This is a genomic window from Photobacterium sp. SP02 (assembly GCF_038519165.1).
Classification (GTDB): domain Bacteria; phylum Pseudomonadota; class Gammaproteobacteria; order Enterobacterales; family Vibrionaceae; genus Photobacterium; species Photobacterium halotolerans.
On sequence record NZ_JASJOJ010000119.1, the window covers coordinates 1 to 4,124 of the forward strand.

The window sequence follows — 4,124 nt, forward strand, 5'->3', positions numbered from 1 at the left end:
GCTGAAAGTAAACAACCAGAAAAAGAGCTGTCAATTGTAGAGCAAAAAAATGCTCAGGAATGGGAGGATGGCCGGATTTACATTACCGAGCATAATTATGTTCGGTACCAGGATAACAACGGAAAACCCCGTCACTATGTCTTTAAAGCTAAGGAATGGCCGCGCGAAGATTTAAACAATGAAAGCTCTTACGATTTACCTCGTGTTGTCTTCCGCTGGGATAATGGTGAAGGTGAAACAGATGATTATTATGAACGAAAAGACAAAGTCTGGAGTATCAAAACGGACGGGACGGATTTGCGATTAGTTGCCGATGAATTTGACGGAAAAGTGCGATTAATTAGGATGTCTCCGAATAATCGTTATCTGGCTTTAGCATATGCCAATCATGATGGTATGTTTAAAGTGATCAAAGACTTAAAAACTGGCGAATATATCGAGTTGGGTAAATCCCGTGGCCATCCTGAGTTTCTATGGGCGGAAGACAGTAGCTATTTATATTTTGTAGACCAATGGGAAAAGTGGAAATACGATTTAGAGACATCAACCATAGCATCAGCTGATATTAACTTTAATGAGTATTCCGTAATATATGATGGGAAGAGATATGTTCTTAATGATTATGGAGTGGCTGTCTATGATGAGAAAAAAAATGAATGGCTATATAGTGTTGGTGAGGATCTCGAAGGTAAATCACTTGGATTATATGAAATGATTGAAAAATCAATAAGCCCTACGGGACGCTTTGCTTGGGGACAAAGTGGACGGAAACGCTTTTTAATTAACACACAAGAAAGAACTTTTTTCACTGAGGATATAGAAGAAGGAAAGCTGGGCAAGTATAAATACTTTGAAGTTATTGGTTTAAACGCTGAGTATGTGAGATATGGCTCTGGGAAGGCAGTATTATTTAAATTAAATAATCAAAAAGAAATTGTCCAAGATAATTACATAAAGTGGAACCAAGTTTCGACAGGGCATAGTGCGACTGAAGCATCTCTCTATAATGCTTTCGCAAATGACGGTAGATTTGAAAAATAGGAAGTGGCTATGTTGCTTGAAAAGTGTTTAGCACCAAATTATTATATTTTTAGCGCAATTTTTAATAAGGATTTTAATAAAAAACTCGCTTTCTTGAATACCCTAACTGGCACAATGAATCTGATTTAACAAAAGCAACAGAGCTTAAAAATGTACGGCCGCTTCAATTGATTCCCGTTATTTCTTTGAGTGACAGTGAACAACATGAGTTATGGGCCACAGACTCAAATTATCGTTTGTGTTCATTGAGGCACGGTAAGGTTAAGAAGAGTAGACAGCTACTTGGAGTAAATTACTCTATCAGTAACAATGGATTTCACTTCTGTACCGGATGTGCTCACACCTTGGAGGCCCTCAATACCACCGCATGTTGTATGTCCAGTAAGATGGTTTCGTTGGCGAAGATTCTTGGCTTTGGTCAGACAGAGCACCCATGCAAAACAGTAACGCAATGATCCGGTGTCGAATTTAATTTTTGGCTCAATACCGCAAAGTGACATGTTCAGGCGAGTGCGGCGATTAAAGCAGTTGATTAGGGTATTCGATCTGATAGGGTTTCCTGATTCCGCAACACTATAGCAGAAGTGAAAAATGGTCACAGCACGCTGGCAAGGCTTAAAGTCCCCGAGAATGAATCCCCAAAAGCCTATTTGGTTTTGCCATCGCCGGGATTGCCGAAAGAAGGAAGTTTCACACTCTTTATTGCAAATCCAAAAGATCCACATGGAGCCGAATTTATTTTTACAGAAATGCCGTTTGAAGAATTGGTAAACGATCAAGACGAATGTGAAGAAATTGAACATGCTGAAATGGTTGAAGAGTCCTTCAAAGAAGCAAAGAAATTTGAAGAGATCAGAAACCTTTGGCTGAACGCACAAATTTTTAGGATCAATTTAAACCATGAAGAAAAAATTACTGGCTTATAGTGTTGGGGCGCTTTGCGTTGGTGCAATCGCCTATCCAGTATGGAAAATGATTACAGAGAAAATAGTTTATCATAAGGACTATCAGGAGCAGTTAGAATTAATTGTTGATGCTATTGAGATTAAACATTGGAAAAATAGAAATGATGTAATTTCTTGGGATGTAAACATAAAAATCCCTGAGGAACCCAGTTATGAAAAATGGAATGAAAATTTTAAGCTTCCAAGAGTTTTATTTAAAGCTAGAAAAAAGGGAGACGATTACTATAATATTTATTCAATGAGTATAGATGGAAAAGATATTAAACTTATTGCTACCTATGAAGATTTTGGAGGGAACGTTGTATCCATGGGATACTTCATAGCTCCAAGCCGTTCTCCTGACGGTAGGTTTATATTATCAACTTCAAGTAAAAAAGGGTACTTTTGCTCATTGTATGACTTAAATAATAATGAATATTATCAATTAACATCAAATACATGCTTTATTGAAAGTTGGGGGGGAGATGGGAAATCAGCTTTAGTAAATAGTAATGGAGATACAGCAATTTTAAATTTAGAAACAAAAAAATTTGTCTATCTTAAGAAATTATTTGGTCAAGATTTTGAAGATACAAATGGAACTTTTTTATTATTAAATAGCAAAAGTTTAGCGATATCTACTATAGAAGAGGAGAACGATTTTTCTGAAATATTACCAGGTATAGGGAATCAGGTGGTTTATGAAATGCCTGGATTCAAAGACCCAATTAGAAAAGATTATCTCTCTAAAGAATGTACTTTTGGGGCTATGTTCAGTGTTGATAGGAAATATTATACTTGTAACTATTCCCATAATAATGTTGAATATAACATTTACAGTATAAACAAGCCTAAAGAGATAGTAGGTAAAAGTATCGGATTTATCATCATTAAACCAAAGGCTTGGGCAATTCAGGATGGAAGTATATATAGAGAAGTGCAGGAATATGAAGATAGCCCTTTAACAAGAATAAAATATAATTTTAACGCTGGGGAAGATTATGAGTTAAAAGTGTATGATAATCTTTATCTTCCAAAAAATATGCAAATCGAATTCGATAGATTGAATATATCCAATTATTTTCCAGAGTTACCATCAAAAAATAAATACAATGATACATTAATTAAAATGTTATATGAATAAGGTTGAACTGATGACTAGAAAAGAAGAAAATCATTCAGGGAGCTATTTGATGGGCCAGCTGTATATGTCCATTCCCTCTATGCTGAAACAGTCTAAACTGGATGCTGCTACAACACCACTGGATGAATTGTTTGTACATTCAAATCGCCAGGCGTTTGAACCCCAGGAACATACCGCTGATATTCAGTCTGCCAAACTCCATCAGGTCTCTGAAGACGATATGGCCAGGCTGACTCAACAGTACGCAGTATTGAATCAGTATGCATCTTCAAATACACCTGTGGCGTATGTGGAAGGACATAATAAAGGATTCAAGGTCACTCTTGAGCGCGGCTTGGAAGATGAAAATATAGGCTTCGTACAAGAGATCTATGCAATCTTGAATGACACGAAGAGCAGGGCGGGATCGCACTTTGTTAAAAACTATGATCTAATAAACGTAAACTCTTAACTAGCCTACGAAATTGAACCTTATTGAATATCTTTCTGTGGTGACAGAAAACCGCTCTGACATTAATCGAAAGCATGATCTTGTTGATGTCATCTTCCTTGTTATCAGTGCCATCACATCAGGTTGTGAAGGCTGGCAAGACATTGAAACTTATGGTGATGAGAAGCTTCACTGGTTGCGAAAGTACCGCCCGTTTACACATGGTATCCCGCGCCGACATACCATTGCTCGCATATTACGTTCGGTGGTGGCAGAGTCATTACTTGAAGCACTCGCTCTTTGGATTAATGACCAGCGAGCGACTCAAAACAAGCCAGTCATCGCTTTTGATGGCAAGGTACTGCGTGGTGCCTATCGTGGCGATAAGAAAAACGCCTTACAGCTCGTCACCGCCTACGATACTGAACGTGGTTTAGTCCTTAGCCAAAAGCCAACTGAAAGCAAGAATGGTGAAATCAGTGTTGTGAGGCAACTACTATGTCAAAACCACGCTCTGAGATGTCGGCACGCAACGGAGAAAAGGCTTCCAGACCATTGTGGATCT

General features: G+C 37.9%; 5 protein-coding genes. All 5 read left to right on the plus strand.

From position 1 onward, the window contains the following. A partial coding sequence (locus P0Y67_RS22270; protein WP_342393645.1) for a Tricorn protease domain-containing protein occupies positions 1-1,041 on the plus strand: 1,041 nt, incomplete at its 5' end. A 584-nt stretch (positions 1,042-1,625) separates the two neighbouring features. After that, complete coding sequence (locus tag P0Y67_RS22275; protein WP_342393646.1) at positions 1,626-1,967, plus strand: hypothetical protein; 342 nt, start codon at positions 1,626-1,628, stop codon at positions 1,965-1,967. Next, complete coding sequence (locus P0Y67_RS22280; protein WP_342393647.1) at positions 1,942-3,129, plus strand: hypothetical protein; 1,188 nt, start codon at positions 1,942-1,944, stop codon at positions 3,127-3,129. Before P0Y67_RS22275 ends, P0Y67_RS22280 begins: the two co-directional genes overlap by 26 nt. A gap of 10 nt (positions 3,130-3,139) precedes the next feature. Next, the gene (locus P0Y67_RS22285) at positions 3,140-3,580 is read left to right on the plus strand and encodes a hypothetical protein (RefSeq protein ID WP_342393648.1); all 441 of its coding nucleotides are present in this window, start codon (positions 3,140-3,142) and stop codon (positions 3,578-3,580) included. A gap of 13 nt (positions 3,581-3,593) precedes the next feature. Continuing rightward, the coding region (locus P0Y67_RS22290; protein ID WP_342393649.1) for an ISAs1 family transposase at positions 3,594-4,124 on the plus strand (531 nt) is incomplete at its 3' end.

Bases quoted from the DNA above. Each gene is read 5' to 3' on its own strand.
- P0Y67_RS22280 (WP_342393647.1), top strand. From the start codon at position 1,942: ATGAAGAAAAAATTACTGGCTTATAGTGTTGGGGCGCTTTGCGTTGGT.
- P0Y67_RS22285 (WP_342393648.1), top strand. From the start codon at position 3,140: ATGACTAGAAAAGAAGAAAATCATTCAGGGAGCTATTTGATGGGCCAG.